The 22,298-nt window shown below is 71.6% G+C and carries 24 protein-coding genes and 1 tRNA gene; 14 read left to right on the top strand and 11 right to left on the bottom strand.

All coding sequences use genetic code 11. The features are described 5' to 3' along the window. Nucleotides 1-59 precede the first annotated feature (59 nt). Complete coding sequence (locus tag ACIQH8_RS05630) at nucleotides 60-1,160, bottom strand: ABC transporter ATP-binding protein (protein ID WP_400995870.1); 1,101 nt, start codon at nucleotides 1,158-1,160, stop codon at nucleotides 60-62. 275 nt (nucleotides 1,161-1,435) lie between these two features. Between ACIQH8_RS05630 and ACIQH8_RS05625 the strand changes: the two genes are divergently transcribed. From ACIQH8_RS05625 to ACIQH8_RS05615, 3 genes are all read left to right on the top strand, one after another. Further along, on the top strand, nucleotides 1,436-2,356 hold the full coding sequence (locus tag ACIQH8_RS05625; protein ID WP_400995868.1) for a DsbA family protein: 921 nt from the start codon (nucleotides 1,436-1,438) through the stop codon (nucleotides 2,354-2,356). Between the two features lie 91 nt (nucleotides 2,357-2,447). Continuing rightward, a tRNA-Thr gene (locus ACIQH8_RS05620) sits at nucleotides 2,448-2,520 on the top strand. 110 nt (nucleotides 2,521-2,630) lie between these two features. Next, entirely contained in the window at nucleotides 2,631-3,620 is a 990-nt protein-coding gene (locus ACIQH8_RS05615) for a DMT family transporter (RefSeq protein WP_400995866.1), read from the top strand. Here ACIQH8_RS05615 and ACIQH8_RS05610 read toward each other — a convergent pair. Beyond that, nucleotides 3,604-4,155: a nitroreductase gene (locus tag ACIQH8_RS05610; protein WP_400995864.1), complete on the bottom strand. Its 552-nt coding sequence runs from the start codon at nucleotides 4,153-4,155 to the stop codon at nucleotides 3,604-3,606. The genes ACIQH8_RS05615 and ACIQH8_RS05610 overlap by 17 nt on opposite strands. 2 nt (nucleotides 4,156-4,157) lie before the next feature. Further along, nucleotides 4,158-4,559, bottom strand: a complete 402-nt coding sequence (gene msrB, locus ACIQH8_RS05605) for a peptide-methionine (R)-S-oxide reductase MsrB (RefSeq protein ID WP_400995863.1) — start codon at nucleotides 4,557-4,559, stop codon at nucleotides 4,158-4,160. A gap of 220 nt (nucleotides 4,560-4,779) precedes the next feature. Between msrB and ACIQH8_RS05600 the strand changes: the two genes are divergently transcribed. The 4 genes from ACIQH8_RS05600 (at nucleotide 4,780) to groL (ending at nucleotide 7,833) form a co-directional block, all read left to right on the top strand. Continuing rightward, entirely contained in the window at nucleotides 4,780-5,049 is a 270-nt protein-coding gene (locus ACIQH8_RS05600; protein WP_400995862.1) for a DUF3263 domain-containing protein, read from the top strand. A gap of 24 nt (nucleotides 5,050-5,073) precedes the next feature. Further along, entirely contained in the window at nucleotides 5,074-5,616 is a 543-nt protein-coding gene (locus tag ACIQH8_RS05595) for a LytR C-terminal domain-containing protein (RefSeq protein WP_400995861.1), read from the top strand. A gap of 211 nt (nucleotides 5,617-5,827) precedes the next feature. Continuing rightward, nucleotides 5,828-6,031: a cold-shock protein gene (locus ACIQH8_RS05590; protein WP_155053299.1), complete on the top strand. Its 204-nt coding sequence runs from the start codon at nucleotides 5,828-5,830 to the stop codon at nucleotides 6,029-6,031. Between the two features lie 182 nt (nucleotides 6,032-6,213). Then, nucleotides 6,214-7,833, top strand: a complete 1,620-nt coding sequence (gene groL, locus ACIQH8_RS05585; protein WP_400995859.1) for a chaperonin GroEL — start codon at nucleotides 6,214-6,216, stop codon at nucleotides 7,831-7,833. Nucleotides 7,834-7,955: 122 nt separating this feature from the next. Here the strand turns inward: groL and ACIQH8_RS05580 are convergent, their stop codons facing one another. From ACIQH8_RS05580 to ACIQH8_RS05570, 3 genes are all read right to left on the bottom strand, one after another. After that, nucleotides 7,956-8,246, bottom strand: a complete 291-nt coding sequence (locus ACIQH8_RS05580) for a WXG100 family type VII secretion target (protein WP_155842102.1) — start codon at nucleotides 8,244-8,246, stop codon at nucleotides 7,956-7,958. Nucleotides 8,247-8,391: 145 nt separating this feature from the next. Then, the gene (locus ACIQH8_RS05575; RefSeq protein WP_400995856.1) at nucleotides 8,392-10,206 is read right to left on the bottom strand and encodes a sensor histidine kinase; all 1,815 of its coding nucleotides are present in this window, start codon (nucleotides 10,204-10,206) and stop codon (nucleotides 8,392-8,394) included. A gap of 41 nt (nucleotides 10,207-10,247) precedes the next feature. Then, on the bottom strand, nucleotides 10,248-10,937 hold the full coding sequence (locus ACIQH8_RS05570) for a response regulator transcription factor (protein WP_155053295.1): 690 nt from the start codon (nucleotides 10,935-10,937) through the stop codon (nucleotides 10,248-10,250). A gap of 112 nt (nucleotides 10,938-11,049) precedes the next feature. On the opposite strand from ACIQH8_RS05570, the gene ACIQH8_RS05565 reads away from it, so the two are divergent. From ACIQH8_RS05565 to ACIQH8_RS05550, 4 genes are all read left to right on the top strand, one after another. Then, nucleotides 11,050-12,282 (top strand): NAD(P)/FAD-dependent oxidoreductase, encoded by a 1,233-nt coding sequence (locus ACIQH8_RS05565; RefSeq protein ID WP_400995854.1) that lies wholly within the window; start codon nucleotides 11,050-11,052, stop codon nucleotides 12,280-12,282. Between the two features lie 59 nt (nucleotides 12,283-12,341). Continuing rightward, the gene (gene folP / locus ACIQH8_RS05560; RefSeq protein WP_400997838.1) at nucleotides 12,342-13,163 is read left to right on the top strand and encodes a dihydropteroate synthase; all 822 of its coding nucleotides are present in this window, start codon (nucleotides 12,342-12,344) and stop codon (nucleotides 13,161-13,163) included. Further along, the gene (locus ACIQH8_RS05555) at nucleotides 13,160-13,912 is read left to right on the top strand and encodes a pyrimidine reductase family protein (RefSeq protein ID WP_400995852.1); all 753 of its coding nucleotides are present in this window, start codon (nucleotides 13,160-13,162) and stop codon (nucleotides 13,910-13,912) included. Before folP ends, ACIQH8_RS05555 begins: the two co-directional genes overlap by 4 nt. Before the next feature lie 98 nt (nucleotides 13,913-14,010). Then, on the top strand, nucleotides 14,011-14,742 hold the full coding sequence (locus tag ACIQH8_RS05550; protein ID WP_400995850.1) for a Pr6Pr family membrane protein: 732 nt from the start codon (nucleotides 14,011-14,013) through the stop codon (nucleotides 14,740-14,742). A 7-nt stretch (nucleotides 14,743-14,749) separates the two neighbouring features. Here the strand turns inward: ACIQH8_RS05550 and ACIQH8_RS05545 are convergent, their stop codons facing one another. The 3 genes from ACIQH8_RS05545 to ACIQH8_RS05535 are packed head-to-tail and all read right to left on the bottom strand — an operon-like array spanning nucleotide 14,750 to nucleotide 18,591. Beyond that, complete coding sequence (locus tag ACIQH8_RS05545; protein WP_400995847.1) at nucleotides 14,750-16,393, bottom strand: DNA repair helicase XPB; 1,644 nt, start codon at nucleotides 16,391-16,393, stop codon at nucleotides 14,750-14,752. 42 nt (nucleotides 16,394-16,435) lie between these two features. After that, nucleotides 16,436-18,310 carry a helicase-associated domain-containing protein gene (locus ACIQH8_RS05540; protein ID WP_400995845.1) on the bottom strand — a complete coding sequence of 625 codons (1,875 nt, stop codon included), beginning with the start codon at nucleotides 18,308-18,310 and terminating at the stop codon, nucleotides 16,436-16,438. Between the two features lie 5 nt (nucleotides 18,311-18,315). Next, nucleotides 18,316-18,591 carry a hypothetical protein gene (locus ACIQH8_RS05535; RefSeq protein WP_400995842.1) on the bottom strand — a complete coding sequence of 92 codons (276 nt, stop codon included), beginning with the start codon at nucleotides 18,589-18,591 and terminating at the stop codon, nucleotides 18,316-18,318. 109 nt (nucleotides 18,592-18,700) lie between these two features. Between ACIQH8_RS05535 and ACIQH8_RS05530 the strand changes: the two genes are divergently transcribed. Both ACIQH8_RS05530 and ACIQH8_RS05525 read left to right on the top strand, forming a co-directional pair. After that, entirely contained in the window at nucleotides 18,701-19,081 is a 381-nt protein-coding gene (locus tag ACIQH8_RS05530) for a cold-shock protein (protein WP_155053289.1), read from the top strand. Beyond that, a complete protein-coding gene (locus ACIQH8_RS05525; protein ID WP_400995840.1) occupies nucleotides 19,074-19,784 on the top strand; it encodes a DUF3027 domain-containing protein in 711 nt (236 codons plus the stop codon). The genes ACIQH8_RS05530 and ACIQH8_RS05525 overlap by 8 nt, the downstream gene beginning before the upstream one ends. A 16-nt stretch (nucleotides 19,785-19,800) precedes the next feature. Here ACIQH8_RS05525 and ACIQH8_RS05520 read toward each other — a convergent pair whose 3' ends face one another. Both ACIQH8_RS05520 and serC read right to left on the bottom strand, forming a co-directional pair. Then, nucleotides 19,801-20,070, bottom strand: coding sequence for a DUF2530 domain-containing protein (locus ACIQH8_RS05520; RefSeq protein WP_400995838.1), 270 nt, complete (start codon nucleotides 20,068-20,070; stop codon nucleotides 19,801-19,803). Nucleotides 20,071-20,080: 10 nt separating this feature from the next. Further along, a complete protein-coding gene (serC, locus tag ACIQH8_RS05515) occupies nucleotides 20,081-21,196 on the bottom strand; it encodes a phosphoserine transaminase (protein WP_400995835.1) in 1,116 nt (371 codons plus the stop codon). A gap of 151 nt (nucleotides 21,197-21,347) precedes the next feature. Between serC and ACIQH8_RS05510 the strand changes: the two genes are divergently transcribed. Beyond that, complete coding sequence (locus ACIQH8_RS05510) at nucleotides 21,348-22,040, top strand: metal-dependent transcriptional regulator (RefSeq protein WP_400995832.1); 693 nt, start codon at nucleotides 21,348-21,350, stop codon at nucleotides 22,038-22,040. Nucleotides 22,041-22,298: the final 258 nt, after the last annotated feature.

The following is a 22,298-nucleotide window of genomic DNA, read 5'->3' as shown; positions in this document are numbered from 1 at the left end:
GGAACGACGACGCCGGCCGGGCCGAGGGCCCGACCGGCGTCGTGGACGACCTTGGTCGATCAGCTCGCGACCGCCTCCTTGAGCAGGCGCTCGCCCGACTCGGCGTCGAAGACGTGCACGTGCTTCGGCGTCGGGAGCAGGTAGACGGTGTCGCCCGCGAACGGGTGGCTGCGACCGTCGACGCGCGCGACGATGTCGGTGCGCTTGCCCTCGATCTCGGAGTGGCCGTAGAGGTAGCCGTCGGCACCGAGTTCCTCGACCAGGTCGACCTTCACCTCGAGGCCCTCGCCGGGGGTCGTGGAGACCTGGATGTCCTCGGGGCGCACGCCCACGGTGACGACGTTGCCCGAGGCGGAGTCGAGCGCCTCGCGCTCGACCGGGACGACCGACGAGCCGAAGAGCACGCCGCCCTCGGCGCGCTCCGCGTGGAACAGGTTCATCGCCGGCGAGCCGATGAAGCCCGCGACGAACACGTTGCTCGGCCGCTCGTAGAGCTCGCGCGGCGTGCCGACCTGCTGGAGGACGCCGTCCTTGAGCACGGCGATGCGGTCGCCCATGGTGAGCGCCTCCGTCTGGTCGTGCGTGACGTAGACCGTGGTGACGCCGAGGCGGCGCTGCAGCGAGGCGATCTGGGTGCGGGTCTGCACGCGGAGCTTGGCGTCGAGGTTCGACAGCGGCTCGTCCATGAGGAACACCTGGGGCTGGCGGACGATCGCGCGACCCATGGCGACGCGCTGGCGCTGGCCGCCGGAGAGCGCCTTCGGCTTGCGGTTGAGGTACGGCTCGAGGTCGAGCAGCTTCGCGGCCTCGAGGACACGCGCTGCGCGCTCCTCCTTGCCGACGCCCGCGATCTTGAGCGCGAAGCCCATGTTCTCGGCGACGGTCATGTGGGGGTAGAGCGCGTAGTTCTGGAAGACCATCGCGATGTCGCGGTCCTTCGGCGGCACGTCGGTGACGTTCCGGTCGCCGATGAAGATGTTGCCCTCGTTGACCTCTTCGAGGCCCGCCAGCATGCGGAGCGAGGTGGACTTGCCGCAGCCCGACGGACCGACGAGGACGAGGAACTCGCCGTCTGCGATCTCGAGGTCGAGCTGGTCGACGGCGGGACGGGTGCCACCGGGGTACAGGCGGGTGGCCTTGTCGAACGTGACTGACGCCATGGTTCTGTGCTCCTTCACCGGCAGGTACGTGCCGGACGATCCGTTGTGAATGGAAACGTCGACATCCGTGTCGACGCCCACCCAGTATGCCATGCGTTCTCCGGGCCGCCGATTCCGCGACATCCGCCCGCGACCGGTCGGGGGGTGGTGGGGGATGCCGCGTCCAGCCCGTGTCCGGGCGTCGTTTGGACGATTCCCAGTGATCGCTCCTACACTCATCGGTGCGTGCGCCTGCATGCGCGCGCACCCCCACAGCGACCCGGAGTACAGCCACGATGAGCACTGGCGGATCAGAGCCACGCCCCACCCGCAACCAACGACGCGAGGCGGCCCGCGAGAAGGCGCGCGTCCTCCGTGAGGAGCAGAAGAAGCGCGATCGCCGGAACAGGTTCCTCATCCAGGGCGGCGTCGTCCTCGCGATCGTGGCGGTCGCCGCGCTGATCGGCGGACTGATCTTCAACAGCATCCGACCGGCCGGCCCCGGTCCGCGGAACATGGCGAGCGACGGCATCCTCCTCGTCGGCGGCGAGAACGGCATCGAGGCCGTCGAGACGACGGCGATCCCGGCCGGCGGCCGGCCGACGCCGACCGTTCCCGATGACAGCGGAACGGTCGCGAACATCGTCGTCTACCTCGACTACCTGTGCCCGTTCTGCGGCCAGTTCGAGACGACGAACTCCGAGACCATGCGCACCATGGTCGAGCAGGGCGCTGCGACGCTCGAGATCCACCCGATCGCGATCCTGACGAACAAGTCCGCAGGCACCCAGTACTCCCTCCGCGCCGCGAACGCCGCGGCGTGCGTGGCCGAGGAGTCGCCCGAGGCGTTCTTCGACTTCAACTCGCTCATGTTCGAGAACCAGCCCGAGGAGCTCACCGCGGGCCTCACGAACGACGAGATCAAGGACCTCGCCGCAGAAGCCGGCGCCGCGTCGTCGGTCGACTCGTGCATCGACGACACGACCTTCAAGAGCTGGGTGCAGGATGCCACGGAGCGCGCGCTCACGGAGCCGATCCCGAACTCCGACCTCGAGTCGGTGACCGGGACGCCGACGGTGCTCGTGAACGGCAAGCAGTACGTCGGCTCCCTCGAGGACCCGGCCGAGTTCCAGGCGTTCGTCCTCCAGGCCACCGGCGAGAGCTACTCGGAGTCCGAGGCGACGCCGACCCCCACGCCCACGCCCGACGCGGGCTGATCCCGAACGCACGACGGCGGCCCGGTCGAACGGCCGGGCCGCCGTCGTGCGTGTCCGGCCGGCGCGCCTGAGTAGGATGGCAGGGTTCCATGCCGGCTTGGCGCAATTGGTAGCGCACCGCTCTTGTAAAGCGGTGGTTACGGGTTCGAGTCCCGTAGCCGGCTCGATGTCGACGTCCTCCGGTCCTCCGGGGTCGGCACCGGCGGCACCCTCGCACGGTGCCCCGAGCGGCCCGGATCACGCCCACCACCACGCCCACGCGGACTCGTCACGCATGCCGATGTGGGTCGCCATCGCGCTCACGGTCGTCTCCGGCGGCTTCGTCGCCCTGCAGTCCCGCGTCAACGGCGAGCTCTCGCGTGCGCTCGACGACTTCGCGGTCGCGGCGGCGATCTCGTTCGGGTCGGGGCTCGTGATCCTGACGGTGCTCGCAGTCCTGTGGCCGGAGGGACGGCGGGGCCTCGCTCGGCTCCGCACCGCCGTGCGCGCTCGGCGGGTCGCCTGGTGGATGCTCCTCGGCGGCGCCGCCGGTGCGTGGTTCGTGGCGACGCAGGGGCTCGCGGTCGGAGTCCTGGGCGTGGCGCTCTTCACCGTCGCCATCGTCGCGGGCCAGACGCTCGGCGGCGTCGTGTTCGACGCGGTCGGGCTCGGGCCCGGCGGTCGGCGTCCGCTCAGCCCGACCCGCATCGCCGGCGCCGTGCTGGCGCTCGGCGCGATCGGGTGGGCGGTGTCCGCCCAGGTCGCCGAGGCCGTCCCGCTCTGGCTGATGCTGCTGCCGTTCTCCGCCGGTGTGGGTGCGTCCTGGCAGCAGGCGATGAACGGTCGCGTTCGCGCGGCGTCCGCGAGCGCGCTCGCGGCGACGCTCACGAACTTCCTGGTCGGCACGCTCGTGCTCGTCGTCGTGATGCTCGTGCACGCGGCATCCGTCGGATGGCCGAGCGCGTTCCCGACCGCGCCGTGGCTCTACGCCGGTGGCGCGATCGGGTGCGTGTTCATCGCTGCGCAGGCCGTGCTCGTGCGGCGCGTCGGCGTGCTCGTGCTGGCCCTCGGACTCGTCGCCGGGCAGTTGGCCGCTGCGCTGGCTCTCGACCTGCTCCTGCCGACCTCTGCGCGACCGGTCGGATTCGCGACCGTCGGGGGCACCGTGCTCGCGCTCGTGGCCGTCGCGCTCGCGAGCATCCGCTGGCGCCCCGCGCGACATCTTGCGGCGGAGGCCCCGGCGACGCCGCGCGCGGAGCGCGGCGAGGTCAGTCGAGCGCCCTGAACCGGTCTGCGGCGCGCGACGCCGTGCGTCGCTGCGGCCGATCGGCGGCGCTTCGGCCGCCCACGTAGAGCCAGCCGAGCAGGTGCTCGCACTCGGCCAGCCCGTGCATGCGTGCGACGGCCGGATGCCGCGTGAACGGCCCGGTGCGCCACATCACACCCCATCCGGCGTCGTCGAGGAGCAGCGCGAGCGCGTGGCCGACGCCGGCGGCGCACGCCTCCTGCTCCCAGGCCGGTACCTTCGGGTGCGCGTGCACTGCCGCGACGATCGCGACGAGCAGCGGAGCGCGGAGCGGCTTGGCGGCGAGCTTGTCAGCGGCCGCGCCCTCGAATCCGGATGCCTCGGCGAGGGCCCTCCCGAGGCGGAGCCGGGCGTCGCCGCGCAGCGCGATCACGCGCCACGGCGCGAGGGCTGCGTGGTCGGGGACGGTCGCGGCGGCCTCCACCAGCTCGAGCAGCTCGGTGTCGGTCGGCGCCGCATCCGTCACCTTCGGCCAGGACCGACGCGCGAGGACGGCGTCGCGGGTGGCGCCCACGGTCAGGGCTCGGGGGTGAAGTCGAGCGCGATCGAGTTCATGCAGTAGCGGTCGCCCGTGGGCGTGCCGAAGCCGTCGGGGAAGACGTGGCCGAGGTGCGAGCCGCAGTTCGCGCACCGCACCTCGGTGCGCACCATCCCGAGCGAGGTGTCCTCGATGAGCTCGACCGCTTCAGGGCGCACGGACTCGTAGAAGCTCGGCCATCCGCAGCCGGAGTCGAACTTCGTGCCCGACTTGAAGAGCTCGCTGCCGCACGCGGCGCACGCGTAGATGCCGGCGCGCTCCTCATCGAGGAGCTCGCCCGTCCACGGGCGCTCGGTCGCGGCTTCGCGGAGCACCGCGTACTGCTCGTCGTCGAGCTCCGCGCGCCACTCGTCGTCGGACTTGTTCACCTGGTACGCCATGCGGTCTCCTCGGGTTCGGTCGGCCGTCTTCCATCGTCGCAGCTTCGTGCGACCTCCGGTGCAACGTGTCCCGGTGCGACGATGTTCCCCGGGCGGTGGGGGCGGTGGGGCACGGGCCGCGCTCGGCCGCCCGCCTTCGGGCCGCGCCGTCGCGTGGGGCGGGCTCGCGGCATCCGCTCTCTAGGATGTGGTCGACGGCGGACGCGAGGAACGAGGTGCGATGGACGCGGACGGGCTGGACGAGGCGCAGCGCGCGATCCTCGCCTTCGAATCGCGGCCGTGGCGCGACCCGGCTCGCAAGGCCGATGCGATCCGGCAGGAGCTGGGACTCTCCGCCGCCCGGTACTATCGCCTCCTCGGCACGCTCGTCGACTCGCCGGCCGCCCTGCGGTTCGACCCGATGCTCATCGCTCGCCTGCAGCGGCAGCGCGACGCACGTGCGCAGTCGCGCGCGCGCCGAACCATCCCGACCGCCCGGCCGCTCGCCTGAGCGCCTCGACCGACTGGACCCCAGGTGCAGAAGTTCCCCCGCGACCGGTTCGACTCGATCCCGCACGGCATGGACCGGGTCGGCGCGCACCGCGCCCCGGCTCGTCGCGGACGACGTTGGGTGGCCTTCGCGTGGGCGGCGCTCGCGACGGTCGTCCTCGCGGGTGCCGGCATCGCCGCCGTCGCCGCCTACAACCAGCGGCTCGACTTCGACGACACGGTGCTGCCGTCGGCATCGGCCTCGCCCGTGCCGACGGCCGAGCCCACGCTCGCCCCGGACGTGTCCGTCGCGGTCCTGAACGGCACCTCGACGACCGGGCTCGCCGCCCGGGCGGGTGAGGCGCTCACGGCCGCCGGCGTTCCCGTGGGGATCACCACGAACGCCGACCGCAACGACATCGAGCAGACCGTCGTGTACTACGCGTCGGCCGACCTCGAAGGTGCGGCGCGCGGGGTCGCGCAGCAGTTGCCCGAGGCCGAGGTGAGGTTGTCGGAGGAGTTCGGCGAGGAGGGCATGCAACTGGTCGTGGTCCTCGGTGCGGACTACGCGGACGCGGTCGCCGAATGAGCCGGTGACCGAATCGTTGCCATTCTGCGACCATTCGTTGCGCGCGAAGTCTTGTGCCGGGCCGCCGCGCCGTGAGTATCTAGAAACGGCCGCTCGAAACACCCGTGTGAGCACCCGACGCCGGTCCCCGTCGTCGACGTCGGCACGACGACGGCCCGGTACAGCCGACGGCACGTGCTGACTTCGATACACGGCAACATGGGAGCAACGCATGGCGAACGGAACCGTTAAGTGGTTCAACGCTGAAAAGGGATACGGATTCATCACCGTCGACGGCGGGGGCCAGGACGTCTTCGTCCACTACTCCGCCATCGACATGTCGGGCTACAAGGTCCTCGAAGAGGGTCAGCAGGTCACCTTCGAGGTGGGCTCCGGCTCGAAGGGCCCGCAGGCCGAGGCGGTCCGTCCCGCCTGAGTTCGATTCTTCGGAAGCGCCGCCGGATGCTCCCGGCGGCGCTTCCGCATGTCCGCGTCTCCCGCTCGGGCGTCTCCTCGCTTGCACTCGACGCAGGCGAGTGCCAGAATCGGTTTAGCACTCACTCGTTTCGAGTGCTAACCCACGGTTCTTAGACGTCCGGGAAGGGACGAGAGACACACATGGCAAAGATCATTGCTTTCGATGAGGAGGCCCGTCGCGGCCTCGAGCGTGGCCTCAACACGCTCGCCGACGCGGTCAAGGTGACCCTCGGCCCGCGCGGCCGCAACGTCGTGCTCGAGAAGAAGTGGGGCGCCCCCACGATCACGAACGACGGCGTGTCGATCGCCAAGGAGATCGAGCTCGACGACCCGTACGAGAAGATCGGTGCGGAGCTCGTCAAGGAGGTCGCGAAGAAGACCGACGACGTCGCCGGCGACGGCACCACGACCTCGGTCGTGCTCGCCCAGGCGCTCGTGCGCGAGGGCCTCCGCAACGTGGCCGCCGGCGCCGACCCCATCTCGCTGAAGCGCGGCATCGAGAAGGCCGTCTCGGCCGTCTCCGAGGAGCTCCTCGCCGCCGCCAAGGAGGTCGAGACCAAGGACGAGATCGCCGCGACCGCGTCCATCTCGGCGGCCGACCCGCAGATCGGCGAGATCATCGCCGAGGCGATCGACAAGGTCGGCAAGGAGGGCGTCGTCACGGTCGAGGAGTCGAACACCTTCGGCACCGAGCTCGAGCTGACCGAGGGCATGCGCTTCGACAAGGGCTACCTGTCGGCGTACTTCGTCACCGACCCGGAGCGCCAGGAGGCGGTCTTCGAGGACCCGTACATCCTCATCGCCAACCAGAAGATCTCGAACATCAAGGACCTGCTCCCGATCGTCGACAAGGTGATCCAGTCGGGCAAGCAGCTCCTGATCATCGCCGAGGACGTCGACGGCGAGGCCCTGGCCACGCTCGTCGTGAACAAGATCCGCGGCATCTTCAAGTCGGTCGCCGTCAAGGCTCCGGGCTTCGGCGACCGCCGCAAGGCCCAGCTCCAGGACATCGCGATCCTCACGGGCGGCCAGGTCATCTCGGAGGAGGTCGGCCTCAAGCTCGAGAACGCGACGCTCGACCTGCTCGGCCAGGCTCGCAAGGTCGTCATCACCAAGGACGAGACGACCATCGTCGAGGGTGCGGGCGACCCCGACCAGATCGCGGGCCGCGTCGCCCAGATCCGCTCGGAGATCGAGAACACGGACTCGGACTACGACCGCGAGAAGCTCCAGGAGCGCCTCGCCAAGCTCGCCGGCGGCGTCGCCGTCATCAAGGCGGGCGCGGCCACCGAGGTCGAGCTCAAGGAGCGCAAGCACCGCATCGAGGACGCGGTCCGCAACGCGAAGGCCGCCGTCGAGGAGGGCATCGTCGCCGGTGGTGGCGTCGCCCTCATCCAGGCCGGCAAGGTCGCGTTCGGCAAGCTCGAGCTCGCGGGCGACGAGTCGACCGGTGCGAACATCGTCAAGGTCGCCATCGAGGCTCCGCTCAAGCAGATCGCGCTCAACGCCGGGCTCGAGCCGGGCGTCGTCGCGAACAAGGTCTCGGAGCTTCCGGCGGGCCACGGCCTGAACGCCGCGACCGGCGAGTACGGCGACCTGCTCGCTCAGGGCATCATCGACCCCGCCAAGGTGACCCGCTCGGCGCTGCAGAACGCCGCGTCGATCGCCGGCCTCTTCCTCACCACCGAGGCCGTCGTCGCCGACAAGCCGGAGAAGGTCGCTGCCGCTCCCGCCGACCCGACGGGCGGCATGGACTTCTAGTCCGACCGCGGATCCCGATCCGCAGCGCGGCATCCGCCGTACCACGCGCGAAGGGCGCCTCCCCACGGAGGCGCCCTTCGTCGTGTACGGATGCGCCGTCGGCGAGCGCGCCGCCCGGCGACTCAGCGCACGAACAGCCGCGCGTTCGCCTGCTCGGCATCGGCGTAGTGCATCGCGGCGGCCCCGAGCGCCTGGTTCAGCCCGGCGAGACTCTGCTCGACGTGCTGCTGCGTCACCCGCCAGTCGGCGACGGCGGCCTGGAACGCCGACGACGCCTGCCCGGACCAGGACCCCTGCAGTCCCGTGAGTTGGGCCAGGAGGGCGGCCACCTCGGACTGGATGCGCCCGATCGTCGCCTGCATGCCCTGCGTCGCGGCGTGCACCTGCTCGCTGTCGACCTGGTATCTCGTCATGGTCATCCTCTCGTCGTGACGGTGCGACCGTAGCGGCGCCTCGCGCGACCGCGCCGCGGCGCGTGGCCCACGGGAGGCGACGGACGACGCCCGCACGCGTGTGGAGGACGAGCTGGGCGGTGGACGATCGGCCGGGCGCCGCGTCTCACGCCTGGGTGACGGACTGCGGCGCAGCGCTCGACCCCGCGAGGGGGAGCGCCACCCGGAACGTCGCCCCGCCGCCCGGCGTCTCGACGACGTCGACATGTCCGTTGTGCGCCGAGACGATGGAGGACACGATCGCGAGCCCGAGGCCGGACCCACCGGTCTCCCTCGTGCGGGACGTGTCGGCGCGCCAGAACCGTTGGAAGATCTTCTCGCGGATCTGGGGCGGGATGCCCTCGCCGTGGTCGACGATCTCGAGGAGCGCGCGCTCGGCGTCGTCGTCGACCGACACCCGGATCTCGATCGGGCTCTCGATCGGCGTGAAGCGGATCGCGTTGCCCATCAGGTTCGTGATCACCTGGCGGATCTTGTTCTCCTCGGCGAGCACGATCGCCCGGCGCACGGGGACGACCGCTGCCTGAGCCTCGGCGGGCGCCGTCGTCACGGCGGCATCCGCCGGAGCATCCGCGGCTGCCGTCGCGCGTGCGGAGCCGCCCCGACCCGTCCGTGCCGTCGTGCCGCCGCGACCGCCACGGCGACCGCTTCGCGGCGTCGCCGCGTCGTCGGCGGGCTCGTTCGCTCGGCGTCCGCGCAGACGGGCGAGCGTCGCCCCGGCGAACGCCATCGGACCCGACGAACGCGCCGCGGTCGCGTCGAGGTCGACTTCGACGTCGGCGGACACCACCTCGGTCGAGCCGGTGGCGATCGCCTCGGGTGCGATGACGGTGACGGTTCGCCCCGGGTTCGCCGCCATGGCGTCGAGCGCGGCGTCGCGTGCGAGCGGCACGAGGTCGACCTCGGCGAGGTCCATGGGCTTCGCCTCGTCGAGACGAGCGAGGGCGAGGAGGTCCTCGACGAGGCCGCCCATGCGGATGGCCTCCTTCTCGATCCGGTCCATCGCCTGGGCGACGTCCTCGGGGTTCTGCAGCGCGCCCATGCGGTACAGCTCGGCGTAGCCGCGAACCGAGACCAGCGGGGTGCGGAGCTCGTGCGAGGCGTCCCCGACGAAGCGGCGCATCTGGTCGATCGTGCGTGCGCGGTCGCGGAACGCCCGGTCGATGCGGTTCAGCATCGTGTTGAGCGAACGGTTCAGCCGGCCGACCTCGGTGTTGGGCGTCGCGCCGCCGAGCCGCTGGCTGAAGTCGCCGTCGGCGATCGCGGCGGCCGTGGCCTCGACCTCGCGGAGCGGGGTGAAGGTCGTGGTGACGAGCATGCGCGTGAGCAGCGCGCCGACGAGCACCACGCCGATGCCGAATCCGAGGAAGATCGTGAGGTACGCCGCGAGCAGTCGTTCGGTGTCCTGCGACGAGATCGCGATGATGATCGGCGCGAGGTTGCCCTGTTCGTCGGCGTACATGACGGCGTAGACGCCGCGGAACGTGAGGTCGCCGTTGGCGTCGGGGAGGGAGAAGACGCGGTACCCGCCGCCGGCGTTCTGGGCGTAGACGTCCGCCTGCGTCAGCCGCTTCGGGATGAGCGGGAACGCCCCGGGCTCCCGCGTGCCCCAGTTGTGGTCCAGGAACACGCCCGTGTTCGCGTCGTAGATCGCGACGAACACGTCGTCGGAGGCGTTGAAGTCGAATGCGCCCTCGGACCCGGACGAACCGCCGTCACCGCGCGTGAGGTACTCGGAGATCCTGCTCGAGGCGATCGACTCGAGCTTCGCCTCGAGCTGCGACTCGACGTACGACCGGAGCATCGCCGCCGTTCCGATGCCGGAGACCAGCAGGCCGAGCGTCAGCATGAGGACGGTGACGCCCGTGATCTTGGTCCGGAGCGAGATCCGGCTCCAACGGTCGGCGAGGGTCTGGTGCATGGCGGGCCGAGTCTACGGATCCTCCCTGTACCGGGCCTGTACTACGACTTCGACTTCAGCATGTACCCGAAGCCGCGCTTGGTCTGGATGAGCGGTTCGGAGGAGTGCTGGTCGAGCTTTCGGCGGAGGTACGAGATGTAGCTCTCGACGATGCCCGCGTCGCCGTTGAAGTCGTACTCCCAGACGTGGTCGAGGATCTGCGCCTTCGACAGCACCCGGTTGGGGTTGAGCATCAGGTAGCGCAGCAGCTTGAACTCGGTGGGGGAGAGCTCGACGGGCACGTCGCCGACGAGCACCTCGTGGGTGTCCTGGTCCATGGTGAGTTCGCCGGTGCGGATCACCGCGTCCTCCTCGGCGTGCATCGTGCGACGCAGGATGGCGCGGATGCGCGCGACGATCTCGTCGAGGCTGAACGGCTTCGTGACGTAGTCGTCGCCACCGACCGTGAGGCCGGTGATCTTGTCCTCCGTGTCGTCCTTCGCGGTGAGGAAGAGGATCGGCGCCGTGTACCCGGCGGACCGCAGGCGCTTGGTCACGCCGAACCCGTTCATGTCGGGCAGCATGACGTCGAGGATGATCAGGTCGGGCTCCTCCTCGAGCACGGCCGAGATGGTCTGCGCGCCGTTGGCCACCGCGCGCACCGCGAATCCCGCGAACCGGAGGCTCGTCGTCAGCAGATCGCGGATGTTGGGCTCGTCGTCGACGATGAGGATGCGAGGTCCGTCACTCATGCAACGATTCTGCTGCGCGTGGGCTGAATCTTGGCTGGGAATTGCTCGAATGCGGTGCGAGCGGATGCCATGAGCCTTCGACGCCCGCACCCGGGCGTGAAAGACTCGCGGCATGGCACGCGAACGAGTGGTGGTCGTCGGTGGGGGCCTGACTGCGGCGCGAGCCGTCGAGTCGATGCGGGGGAACGGAGTCGACGACGAGATCGTGGTCGTCACCCGGGAGAACCGGCGGCCCTACGAGCGGCCGCCGCTCTCGAAGGGCTACCTCGCCGGCGACGAGCCGTCGAGCGCGATCTACCCGCTGGATGCCGCGTGGTACCGCGATCACGACGTCGAGGTGCGGCGCGGCGTGCGGGCGACCGCGCTCGACACGTCCGCGCGCACGCTCGCGACCGACGCCGGCGAGCTCACGTGGGACCGCGTGCTCCTCGCGACCGGCGCGTCCCCGAGGCGATTCGACGGACCGGGAGCGGGACTCCGCGGGGTCCACCTCCTGCGTTCGCTCCCCGATTCGACGCACCTGAGGACCGCGCTGCGGCACGGCGACCGGCGGGTCGTCGTCATCGGCTCGAGCTGGATCGGCCTCGAGGTCGCCGCAGCGGCGAGGGCGTACGGCGACGAGGTCAGCGTCCTCGGGCGCAGCGAAGCGCCGCTCGTCGGCGCGGTCGGACGCGAACTCGGCGGCATGTTCGCCGATCTCCACCGCGAGCACGGCGTCGAGGTGCGCACCGAGGTCGCGGTGTCGGCGATCGTCGGCGAGCGGGGCCGCGTGCGCGGTGTGGTGCTGTCGACGGGCGAGGAGGTGCCCGCCGACCTCGTGGTGGTCGGCATCGGCGCGACGCCGAACGTCGAGCTCGCGGCATCCGCTCGTCTCACGATCGACGACGGCATCGTGACGGATGCCTCGTTCCGCACGAGTGCCGACGGCGTGTACGCGGCCGGCGACGTCGCGAACGTGTTCAATCCGACGCTCGGCCACCGCCTGCGCGTCGAGCACTGGGCGAACGCCGACGCGAGCGGGCGGGCGGTGGGGCGCGTGCTCGCCGGCGAGCAGCTCGACTACGACGAGATCCCCTACTTCTACACCGACCAGTACGACCTCGGCATGGAGTACTCCGGCTACGGCGAACTCGCGGACCGGGCCGACCTGGTCGTGCGAGGCGACCTCGCGACACGCGAGTGCATCGCGTTCTGGGTTATCGACGGGAGGGTCGTGGCCGGCATGAACGTCAACGTGTGGGACGTGAACGACGAGGTGCAGCGACTCATCCGCGACCGCATCGCGGTCGACCCGGCGGCCCTCGCCGACCCTCGGGTGCCCCTCGCCGGGATCGGCGCCGCGTGAGCGGCACGGTCCGTCGCATCGGCCCGCGCGAGTTCGACTTCGCCCGTGAGGTCGCGGTCATGGCGATCGTGAACCGGACGCCCGACTCGTTCTACGACCGCGGTGCGACCTTCGCGCTCGACCGCGCGGTCGAGGCCGCTCGGGCCGCGGTGGCCGACGGCGCCGACTGGGTCGACATCGGCGGTGCGAAGTTCGCTCCGGGCCCGCCGATCCCGGTCGAGGAGGAGGCGGAACGCGTGGTGCCCGTCGTCGCCGCGCTCGCCGGATCGGGTGCCGTCGTCTCGGTCGACACGTTCCACCCCGAGGTGGCGCGGCGAGCGATCGCGGCGGGCGCGCACGTGATCAACGACACCACCGGCATCCACGACCCGGTCATGGCCGACGTCGTCGCGGACAGCGACGCGACGATCGTCGTCACCCACAGCCTCGCCGCACCGCGCAGGCCGCACCCGATGCCGCAGTACGGCGACGTCGTCGCCGAGGTCGGCGCGTTCCTCCGCGAGCGCATCGACCTCGCCCGCGCCCACGGCGTGCCCGACGAGCGCATCGTGATCGACCCGGGCCACGACCTGAACAAGAACACCCTCCACTCGCTCGAACTCACCCGGCGCCTCGGCGAGATCGCCGCGATCGGACCGCCGCTGCTCGTCGCCCTCTCGAACAAGGACTTCGTGGGCGAGAGCCTGGGGCGCCGCGATCGGCGCGACCGGCTGGCCGGGTCGCTCGCGGCGGCCGTGTACTGCATCGACCGGGGGGCGCGCATCGTGCGCGTGCACAACGTGCGCGAGACGGTCGACGCGGTTCGCATGGTGGAGGCGATCGAGGGATGGCGCGAGCCCGCCTTCCTCGAGCACAACGTCCGGACGGACGGCGCATCGTGAGCACCGGGATCACGGCATCCGACCGGGGGCCGTTCGACGCGGACCGGATGCACGCCGCGTACGCCGTCGACGTCGTCGACTCGGGCGGCGCGGAGGGGGTCTTCTGCCGGGTCAACATGGTCGAGAGCCTCGACGGCGCGGCGACGCTCGCCGGGCGCAGCGGCGGCCTCGGCGACGACGAGGACCAGCGGCTGATGTCGGTGCTGCGGTCGCACGCCGACGTGGTGCTCGTCGGGTCGGGCACGGTCCGCGCCGAGGGTTACGGCGGCGCCGCGGTCGTCGAGGCGGATGCCGCGTGGCGGGACGCGCGCGGTCGGGCCCTGCAACCGCGGTTCGCCGTGGTCTCGTCGCGGCTCGAGCTCGAGCCGCGACATCCGTTCTTCGCCGATGCCGTCTCGCGGCCGCTCGTCGTCACGAGCGAGGCCGCACCGACCGACCGTCGGGAGGCGCTCGCACGCGTCGCCGACGTGATCGTCGCGGGCGACCGGCGCGTCGACCTCGCCGCGAGCTTCGCCGAGTTCGGGCGGCGCGGCCTCCGCTCGATCCTCTCGGAGGGCGGGCCGGGTCTGCTGGGGGCGCTCGCCGAGGCCGACCTGGTCGACGAACTGTGCGCGACGCTCAGCCCGGTGCTGGTCGGGGGCACCGGCCCGCGGATCGCGGAATCGGCCGCGGAGCGTCCGCGCGCGATGCGGCTCGTGCACGCGATCCCTGGCGAGCGCATGCTGTTCCTGCGCTACGCGCGACGCTGATCGCCCCGATCGGCAACGCATTGACACGGTCCGACGGCGCCGCCTAGCCTCTGCGTGCGGTGCGCGACGCGCGCCCGGCGACGAGGAGAGGTGATGGGGTGAGCGTCGACGCCGCCGACCGGACCCGGCGCGAGGAGTACCCCGAGGAGGCGGCTCGCGTGAACGTCTGGGCGACGCCCGCGTTCTGGTGGCGGGCGGCGATCGTGCTCGTGGTGCTCTGGGGGCTGGTCGCGGGCGAGCGGCGACTGGCGTACTTCACGACCCAGAGCAACGTCATCGTGTTCGCGTACTTCGCGGGCGCGCTCTACTGGATGGCGCGGCGGGGGAGCGCAGCGCCCCCGGCGCCGATCCTGCGCGGCGGCGTGACCACCTGGATCCTCACGACGATGGTCGTCTCGCACGTCCTGCTCAACCACTTCGAGAACCCGCTCCCGGGTCTCCTCGTCGCGGACGCGACCGACCAGCTCGCCAACCGGGCGATCTTCGCGATGCACTACGTCGTGCCGCTCATGGTGCTCGTCGACTGGGTCGCGTTCGGGCCGCACCGCGTGGTGCGGTGGCGGGACGCCGCGTGGTGGCTCGTCTACCCCGCCGCGTACGGGTTCGTCTTCCTCTGGCGCGCGCTGGCGCTGCCCGAGGTGCCCGACCGCTTTCCCTACCCGTTCCTCGACACCGATGCGCTCGGCGCGCTCGGCTCGTTGCTGGAGATGCTCCGGGTCGTCGCGTACATCGCGGTGATCGGGCTCGTCGTGCTGGCGCTCGACCGGCTCGCCTGGTGGGCCGGAACGCGGCTCCGCCGCGCGCGGCCCGAGGCCGCCGCATCCGGCTGAACGCGGCTCAGGCGGCCTCGAGCGCGTGCGCGTCGAGGATCGTGTAGCTGTAGCCCTGCTCGGCGAGGAACCGCTGGCGGTTCAGCGCGAAGTCCTGGTCGACGGTGTCGCGCGCGACGAGCGTGTAGAAGTTGGCCGACAGCCCGGACTCCTTCGGCCGCAGGAGCCGGCCGAGGCGCTGCGCCTCCTCCTGACGCGAGCCGAACGACCCCGAGACCTGGATCGCGACCGTCGCCTCGGGGAGGTCGACCGAGAAGTTCGCGACCTTCGACACCACCAGTACCGGTGTCGTGCCGTCGCGGAACTCCTGGAACAGCCGCTCCCGCTCGTCGACGGGGGTGGCACCGGTCAGCTGCGGCGCGCCGAGCGCCTCCGCGAGCTCGTCGATCTGGTCGAGGTACTGCCCGATCACGAGGATGCGCTCGCCCGCGTGCCTGGCCACGAGCTCCTTGACCACGCCGAGCTTCGCGGGTGCGGTCGCGGCGAGCCGGTAGCGCTCGTCGTCGGCGGATGCCGCGTACGCGAGCCGTTCGGACTGCGGGAGGTCGATGCGCACCTCGTAGCAGGCGGCCGGCGAGATGAAGCCCTGCGCCTCGATCTCCTTCCAGGGCGCGTCGAACCGCTTGGGGCCGATGAGCGAGAACACGTCGCCCTCGCGGCCGTCCTCGCGCACGAGCGTCGCGGTGAGGCCGAGCCGGCGGCGGGCCTGCAGCTCGGCGGTGAGCTTGAACACGGGTGCGGGCAGCAGATGCACCTCGTCGTAGACCACGAGGCCCCAGTCGAGCGCGTCGAGCAGCGCCAGGTGGGCGTACTCGCCCTTCCGCTTCGCGGTGAGGATCTGGTACGTCGCGATCGTGACGGGCTTGACCTCCTTGGCCTGGCCGGAGTACTCGCCGATCTCGTCCGGGGTGAGGCTCGTGCGGCGCAGCAGCTCGTCTCGCCACTGGCGCGCGCTCACGGTGTTCGTCACGAGGATCAGCGTCGTGGTCTTCGCGGTGGCCATCGCGCCGGCGCCGACGAGCGTCTTGCCCGCGCCGCAGGGGAGCACCACGACGCCCGAGCCGCCCTCGAAGAAGTTGTCGACGGCCTTCTGCTGGTAGTCGCGCAGGTGCCAGCCGTCCTGTTCGAGGTCGATCTCGTGGGGCGTGCCGGGCGTGTAGCCGGCGAGGTCCTCGGCCGGCCAGCCGAGCTTCACGAGCTCCTGCTTGAGCGCGCCGCGCGCCCAGGCCTCCACGAGGAAGCTCGTGTCGTCGATCCGCTCCGTGAGCAGCGGCGCGACGCGCTTGGCACCCGCCACCTCGGTCAGCACGGCGAGGTCGTCGCTGCGCAGCCGCAGCTCGCCGTCGTCGGTGCGGTCGACCACGAGTCGGCCGTACCGCTCGACGGTCTCGCGCATGTCGACGGCGACCGTCTGCGGCACGGGGAACTTCGCGTAGCGCTCGAGCGTGCCGAGCATGTCGTCGGCCGTGTGGCCCGCCGCACGCGCGTTCCACAGGCCGAGCCGCGTGATGCGGTACGTGTGGATGTGCTCGGGTGCGCGCTCGAGTTCGGCGAAGATGGCGAGGTCGTGCCGCGCGTCCTCGGCGAGCGGGTTCGCCACCTCGAGGAGCACGGTGCGATCGCTCTGGACGATCAGGGGGCCGTCTGACATAGCGGACCAGTCTATCCGGGATTCCCGAGTCGTCCCCTCGGGTCAGCTCCCCGCTGGAGCCGGCGCTACCGCCGCGATCGCGGAGATCGGCAGCGTCCGCTCGATGTCGGACTTGCGGTCGCGTGCCCGGAGCCGGCCGTTCGCGACGCTCGCCGGGGCGAGGAGGTAGTCGGCGGTGTCGCCGCCCGGCATTCGCACTGTCACCGTGAGCGTCTCCTTGGCGCGCGCGGCGGCCTCGAGCTGACGCGCGAGCCAGGCCTGCTCCGTACCGCCCTCGGCGTCGGCCTCTGCAAGTCGGTCGAGCATGGCCTCGAGGGGGTCGGTTCGCGGCGCCGGGGTCGGCGCGTGGCCGACGTGATGGCGGCGCAGGCGCACGATTCGCCCCTCCGCGTCCTCCGCGGCGACCGGGTAGCGGGCGTCGCTCAGGCCCCAGAACACGACGTCGGGCGTGAAGCGGGACAGCAGGCGGTGCGCGCCGTCCTGTCGGAGCCCGAGCGAGGAGAGGGACTGGTCGACGAGGAGCGTGCCGATGAGCTGGGGGTCGTCGGATCGCACCGATGCGCGCGCGGGCGCCTCCGACGGATCGGCGGCACCGACCCGGACGGCGCCGAATCGCGTCGCCGACTCGCTCAGCAGGTAGGCGAGCGGCTGGGGGATGCCGGTCAGCGAGATCTGCTCGAGGAAGGCGCGGATGCCCTCCTCGCTGTCGCCCGCCGCGAGTGCGCGGTTCACGGATGCCGCGGTCACGCGGTAGCTCGACGCGAGGTCCCGACCCTCGACCTCGGCGAAGGCCCGCAGCCGGGCGTCGAGGGACGGCTCGAGCGGCCCGGGGGAGACGATGGTGAGGTCGTGCTGCACGTAGACCTTGTCGACCTGCTGGGGGAAGTGTCTGGCGAGGCGCTCGGCAGCACCGTCGAGGTCGCCGGAGAGCACGAGGGCCGCCGTCTCGAGGGGCTCGCCGCCGACGGCGAGGCCGAGCGCCTCGGCGTCCTCCAGCAGCCGGTCCATGCCGTCCCGGAGCCAGGCGCCCCCGCCGGGGTAGTACCAGGCGACGTCGTCGCGGATGGACGAGGAACTCAGTGCCTCGCTGCGCCGGACGACGAGGTCGCGCAGCGGGGCGGGGATGCGGGCCCGCCACGCCTCGGCGAGCCGGGTCCACCGCGATCCCGTTCCGAGCATGATCCATTCCGCGCCCGCGTCGGACTCGAGCCACACCGGCCCGTCGCGGACGATCAGCCCCGCCTCGGTCGCCCGGCGCACGAGGCGCGGGAACTCGTCGAGCTCGACCCCTGCGGCTTCGGCCAGTCGCTTGGCATCGGGCAGCGCGAAGCCGCCCTTGGCGAGCTCGCGAGCGGGCTGCACGGCGAGTCCGGAGAGCAGTTCGGCGGTGGCGGCCACGGTGCTGTGCGCCGTCTCGGCGGCTCGTCGATCGAGCAGGCCCGTATCGGGTCGTTCACCGGGAACGGCGACCGGCGGGGCGTGCGCCGCGAGGGATTCGAGGCTCGGCAGGTCGTCGTCGAGCCTCGAGTCCAGGCGAGCGACGATCTCGGTCGGCACGTGGATGCGGGTGCCGTCGCTCAGCAGGAGGAGACGCGCCTCGAGGCGATCGAGCACCGCGCCGGGGTCGCGGACCAGCGCGTCGGCGAGGTCGTCGGAGCCGAGCCGGCGCAGCTCGTCGGCGAGGCGATCGAGGTCGGTCCAGCCCGCGTCGTCGGAGGTCGCCGCGGCGGCGGCGAGCACCGCGAGCGACGGCCGCTCCAACCGATCGACGGCGTGGTCGATGGAGTCGGTGGCGGTGAGGGCCTCAGCGAGGTCGAAGAGATCGCGGACGCTCGAGTGATCGAGTTCGCGTGCGGCCAGCGCGGCTGCGAGGCGTTCGCGCGGAATCGCGCGGAGGCTCGCGGCGAGCACCAGCATGGCCGTCAGTCCGTGCCCTGCCGGGACTCCCGCGAGCGACGCAGGCCGTTGACGATGAGCAGTGCGACCAGCAGGACGAAGCCGATGGGCAGTCCGATGAGGGGGACCACGAGGACGAACGGCCAGATCCCCTCGCTGAACCCGTCGTCGGCGCCGACCCCCGCGAGCGTGCCGATCATGACCGCGAAGAACGCGATGATCGAGAGGCCCACCGTCGCGGCGACCATGTAGGCGAGGATGCGCTCGAGACGATGATCGGTGATCGGGCCCTGATTGCTCACGGTCCCAGAATAGGCCCCACGGCCGTTCCGATGGGTGCCGGACCGTAGACTGGGGGCCGACGTCGCCGCGGTTTCCGGCGCGCCCACCGAGACAGCGGGAGTTCCATCGATGCCCACCGGCAAGGTCAAGTTCTACGACGAGGAGAAGGGGTTCGGCTTCATCAGCGGCGATGACGGCCAGGAGGTCTTCCTCCACGCCTCCGCGCTTCCCGCCGGCGCGACCGTGCGCTCGGGCACCCGACTGGAGTTCGGGATCGCGCAGGGCAAGCGCGGCGCCCAGGCCCTGTCCGTGCGGGTCCTCGATGCGCCGCCGAGTCTCGCGCGCATGCACCGCAAGCCGGCGGACGACATGGCGGTCATCGTCGAGGACCTCGTGAAGCTCCTCGACGGGATCGGCGCGAACCTGAAGCGCGGCCGGTACCCCGACAATGCGCACAGCCGCAAGATCGCGGCCCTCCTGCGCAAGGTTGCGGACGAGCTGGATGCCTGACGAGGAGCTCCCCGGCGGAACGACCGACGCAACCCCCGAGGGCGAGGTCGAGGCATCCGAGCGCGGTGCGATCGCCGAGGAACCGTCTCCGATCGCCGCCGACGAGGTGCTGCTCGCGGCGGTCGACCTCGCACGCGGCGCGCTGCTCGAGGTCACGGCGCCGCAGACGGTCGGCTCGGTCATCGGCCACGTCGCGAACGACGACCACGTGCTCTCGCTGCACTTCGCCGCCGACCTGCCCGGCTACCCCGGGTGGCACTGGTCGGTCACCCTCGCGAGGGTCGAGGAATCGGACCCGACCGTGGTCGAGACGGAACTGCTCCCGGGCGAGCAGGCGCTCCTCGCGCCCGAGTGGGTGCCCTGGTCCGAGCGGCTCGCGGAGTACCGCGCATCCCAGCTCGCGGCCGCCGACGAGGGGGAGCAGGCCGACGACGGCTCCGATGAGGTCGACGCCGTCGACGACGGGTCCGACGACGCCGGACTCGACGACGAGTCCGCCGACGGCGCCGACGACGACTTCGGCGACGAGGACGCCGGCGACGACGTCTTCGACGGCATCGACATCGATGCACTCGACGCAGTCGGCGGGTCCGGAACCGACGACGCCCAGGGCGAGCGTGCCGTGGACGGCGGCGACGATGACGCCGAGGACGCAGACGACGAGGGAGCCGACGACGCGTACCGGACGGACGAGTCGGACTGAGCCGTCCGGCCCGCGTTCAGCGGGCCGGTGGTCGGTCCGGACCCGGGCGATCACGCCGTCGGCGCACCTGCACGACGACGAGCCCGACGAGCCCGAGCGCGACGCCCACGGCGGCGGCGGAGACGAACCATCCGAGCCCCCCGTCGGCCAGTGCGCCGGAGAACGCCAGCGCGAAGCCGAGCGCGACCAGCCATCCGATGGTCCCCGCGAGCAGCGCCTTGCGCGCGTCCGCCCGCACCGGCTCCGGATCCGGACGCCGCTCGGACTCGGAGAGCCACAGCCGCATGGCCGTCACCCTATCCGTTCTGCGCGAGCACCCAGTCCAGCGACGCGGTGAGCGCGCGCACGTCGTCGGGCTCGATCGCGGTGAACGTCGCGACGCGAAGCTGGTTGCGGCCGAGCTTGCGGTAGGGCTCGGTGTCGACGATCCCGTTGGCGCGGAGCGTCTTCGCGAGCGCAGCGGCATCCGTCGTCTCGTCGAAGTCGATCGTGACGACGACCTGCGAACGGTGCTCGGGATCGGCGACGAAGGGCGTCGCGACCGACGTGCGGGCGGCCCAGTCGTAGAGGATGCCGGACGACTCGAGCGTGCGCGCGTCGGCCCAGGCGAGGCCGCCCGACGCGTTCATCCACTCGAGCTGGTTCTCGAGGAGCAGGAGCGTCGCGAGCGCCGGCGTGTTCAGCGTCTGGTCGAGGCGGGAGTTGTCGACCGCGTTCTTCAGCGACAGGAAGTCGGGGATGTAGCGGTCGGATGCCGCGATCCGCTCGATCCGCTCGACGGCGGCCGGCGACATGATCGCGAACCAGAGGCCGCCGTCGGAGGCGAAGTTCTTCTGGGGTGCGAAGTACAGGACGTCGAACTCGGCCGGGTCGGCGGCGGCACCCCCCGCGGCGCTCGTGGCGTCGACCACCGTGAGCGCGCCGTCGTCGCCCCGTACGCGGCGGACGGGCGCCTGGACCCCGGTCGAGGTCTCGTTCTGCGGCCAGCCGTAGACGTCGACGCCCTCGACCGGCTCGGCGTCGACCCGGGAGCCCGGGGCGGCCGTGCGGACGTCGGGGGCATCGAGCCACGGGGCGGCGGCGGCCTTGGCGAACTTCGCGCCGAACTCGCCGAAGGAGCAGAGCTGCGCGCGTCGCTCGACGAGGCCGAACGCGGCGGCATCCCAGAATGCGGTCGAACCTCCGTTGCCGAGGACGACCTCGTAGCCGTCGGGGAGATCGTAGAGGTCGGCGATGCCCTGCCGGACCCGGCCGACGAGCTGCTTGACCGGCGCCTGCCGGTGCGAGGTGCCGAGCAGGCGGGGGCCGACCTCGGCGAGGTGCGCGAGCTGCTCGGGTCGGACCTTCGACGGGCCGCAGCCGAAGCGGCCGTCGGCGGGCAGGAGCGACGAGGGGATCACGAGCTCAGGCATGGTCCGATCCTAGACGCGGCGCGTTCGCCATGGCGGCGGATGACACCGCCCCCGTCGTTCGTCGCGTCCACCCGTGACCACGGCGGCATGCCGGTTGCGGCCAGTAGTCTGTTCTGATGCACGAAGCGCCCGACGGCCGAGGGGGAGCGAATTGACCGACCTCATCGACACGACCGAGATGTACCTGCGCACCATCCTCGACCTCGAGGAGGAGGGCATCGTGCCGCTCCGCGCGCGCATCTCCGAGCGCATCGGGCACTCGGGCCCGACCGTGTCGCAGACGGTCGCCCGGATGGAGCGCGACGGACTCGTCGTCGTCTCCGGCGACCGTCATCTCGAACTCACGGCAGACGGCCGCCAGAAGGCGGTGCACGTCATGCGCAAGCACCGACTCGCGGAGCGACTGCTCGCCGACGTGATCGGTCTCGACTGGGAGTACGTCCACGAGGAGGCGTGCCGGTGGGAGCACGTGATGAGCGAGCACGTCGAGCGCCGCCTCGTCGAGATCCTCGGCCAGCCCACGCACTCGCCGTACGGCAATCCGATCCCCGGGCTGGAGGAACTGGGCGCGCCGCCCGCCGCGCCGTTCATGCAGGGCGTGCGCAACGTGCTCACGGCACTCGATGAGGGCGGCGGTTCCGCCGAGGGCGTGATCCGTCGGCTCGCTGAGCCTGCGCAGTTCGAGCCGGAGCTGCTCGCGCGTCTCAAGGCGGCGGGCGTCCTGCCGGGAACCCGGGTCTCCCTGCGTCGCGACGGGGGCTCGGTGGCGGTCTCGGTCGAGGGCCGAGACGGCGTGCTGGAGCTGCCGTCCGAGCTCGCCGGTCACCTGTTCATCGGAGACTGACGTCGGGCGCATCCGCGCGACCGGGGCGTCGAGGAACCATCGCGTTCGGATCCGGCATCGGCGACCGTCGCCGGATGCGGATTCCGGCGCTCCGTGATCGAAATGTGACAATCGACGACCTCTCGCGTATTCTCGTTCGAGTCCGCCGGCGACAAGCCAGCCGGAGGAACAGGGTCGAGACGCCTCCCGCGCTCACCGCTCGGCCCCGATACCCGTGACGCGCCCCCAAGCGCACAGGTGAGACGGAGCTCAGGCCCC

The sequence above is a fragment of the Agromyces sp. GXQ0307 genome, from assembly GCF_044769845.1.
In the GTDB taxonomy this organism is placed as follows: domain Bacteria; phylum Actinomycetota; class Actinomycetes; order Actinomycetales; family Microbacteriaceae; genus Agromyces.
The sequence above is the reverse complement of the archived record's forward strand: the minus strand, read 5'-3'. Positions and strand labels throughout refer to the sequence as shown.